At 28.3% G+C, this 2,242-nt stretch carries 2 protein-coding genes; both read right to left on the bottom strand.

Features of this window, described 5'->3' with window-relative positions; all coding sequences use genetic code 11:
* A partial coding sequence (locus WBG30_RS00495) for a hypothetical protein (RefSeq protein ID WP_424502684.1) occupies positions 1-579 on the bottom strand: 579 nt, incomplete at its 3' end.
* A gap of 301 nt (positions 580-880) precedes the next feature.
* The coding region (locus tag WBG30_RS00490; RefSeq protein WP_424502683.1) for an autotransporter domain-containing protein at positions 881-2,242 on the bottom strand (1,362 nt) is incomplete at its 5' end.

Raw genomic sequence — 2,242 nt, 5'->3', positions numbered from 1 at the left:
AACACCTTTATTCCCATTGTTAAATACAGTTCCTTTATTTTTAAAAGAACTTCCTACTCCATCAACTTCTACACCTTTATCACGATTATTCCTAATAGTTCCTTCATTTATTAGAGTTCCCCCCTCTAAAGCGGCCATTCCATAGGATCCTTCTGTTAAAATAATTCCTCTATTTATAGCATTACTGCCTATCCCATGTGAATACATTCCTACAGGACCTGTATTATGTATAGTCCCTTCATTTATTATTTCTCCACCTTTTTTGCTTTGCATCCCCTGTTTATCTCCATTATTAATTTTTCCTGTTTTTTTATTAATCCCTTTAGACCCCTTTCCTTCAGAGAAAATACCTCCTGCTCCAGTATTTTGAATAATCCCATCATTAATAACAGTACCACCATTCATAGCAACTCCCCCTTCGTCTCCTATGAAATCTATAATTCCTTTATTTATAAACTTTTCTCCTGCATTTGCTTTTATTTGAGAAGTCCTAGTTACAGCAACGGCATTATTATTTGCGAACAAATTATTATTTACTATTATAAGTAAATAACTTAATAAAATAATTTTCTTTTTCATAATTTCCCCCATAATTCTCTAAAAAATACAAACTGCTAAATTTAAATCAACAAGATTTTATCTTTTAATTAGAAGTATTATACTACCTTTATAACGAAAACCATACAATAGCTAAATAAAATAAATTTAGAATTTTTTTAGGTAATCAATTGTTTTAGCAAGTTAATAGAGAATTAATAGGGAATAGTTCAATTATTAAAAATGAGGAGTAATAATTAAAAAATTATTACTCCTCATTTTATTAAAGTTTTACATTAACTTTTAGAGTTTACACAAAACTTGCAACAGTCTCCCAACATTTTTATTCTTTGGTTTTCCATTTGATTTTAACAACTCTATTTTTCTTTCTATTCTCTTCAGTATCATTAGGATACAATGGACTTTCTTCTCCTAATCCATTTTTTACAATATTTATTTTTTCTGTTTTATCTTTTAAATCTTTTTCTAATATTATTCCTATCGCTTCTGCTCTTCTCTTTGATAATTTTTCATTATATTTTTTATTTCCTACACTATCTGTATGTCCTTCTACAGTAGCTGTCCCTTCTAAATTTTCGACTTTCTTAGAAAATTCGTGAACTTTTTTGACACCATTATCAGTAACTTCCGCACTATCAAATTTAAATGTCTGTTCAAAATCAAGATTTAATATAGGGGTTATTATTTCCATAGGAATTTCTGCCATTGTTATTGCTAATTCTTTAGTATTAGCAAACTTAATATTTATTCCTAAATTAATATTATTATTTTGATAATTCTTGTTATATCTATAACTATAACCTCCATGAATACCCACTAGTTCATTTAGTGCATATTGCATGTCTATACCTGCTATCATAGTATGTCTATCTAATTTCAATGCTTCCATATTAATATAATAGTTTTCAAGATTTCTTGCATTATGTAACGCTTCTTTAGTATTATATTGATACTTTATACCTGCATCATATCTAAATTTACCAATATTTTTACGTAAACTTAATCCTACAGTTTCAACAAGCATTCCATTCTTTTCTCCTTTGACTATCACACCTTTATTATTAAATTCCATTTTATCTTCTGATATATGAAGATAATCTAACCCTGCCAGTGGAACTAGTGATAAAGTTTCTGTTAATGGGAACTCATAAGAAAGCGCTCCACCTGTTTTCAGTAAATATGACTTATATTTTGCTTGTTTCATTCCAGACATATAATTAACATCCAATTTATGATTATTAACTCCGTAACCCATTCCTAAATCTAAATTCCAAAGTCCATATTCATAACGACCATACATTTGTGTATTGAAAGAATCTATTTTTTCACTATGTTGTTTTGTTGGTGCAGTTACATTTATGTTTTGTAATCTAATATCACCATATTTAACATCAGCTTGATTATATGAAAAGGCTGTCCCTAATGTAAAGTTATTAGTTAATTTTTCCATATATGTTCCTAAAAATCCATTAGAATGTGATTTATAGTCATAATTATAGTCTTTATGTCCATGAAAATCTCTGTTTTGTCTAGCTCCTAAATAATCAATATCGAAAAGACTTTCCCCAGCATCTAAATCTCTAGTATTTAAATCTCTCATCTTTTGAGTAACTCTCGTTACTTCATTTATATTATCCAAATCCACTTTGTTTCTTGGTATTAGTATCTTTGAACTTTTCGGTTG

Source organism: Psychrilyobacter sp., assembly GCF_049671765.1.
In the GTDB taxonomy this organism is placed as follows: domain Bacteria; phylum Fusobacteriota; class Fusobacteriia; order Fusobacteriales; family Fusobacteriaceae; genus Psychrilyobacter.
The sequence above is the reverse complement of the archived record's forward strand: the minus strand, read 5'-3'. Positions and strand labels throughout refer to the sequence as shown.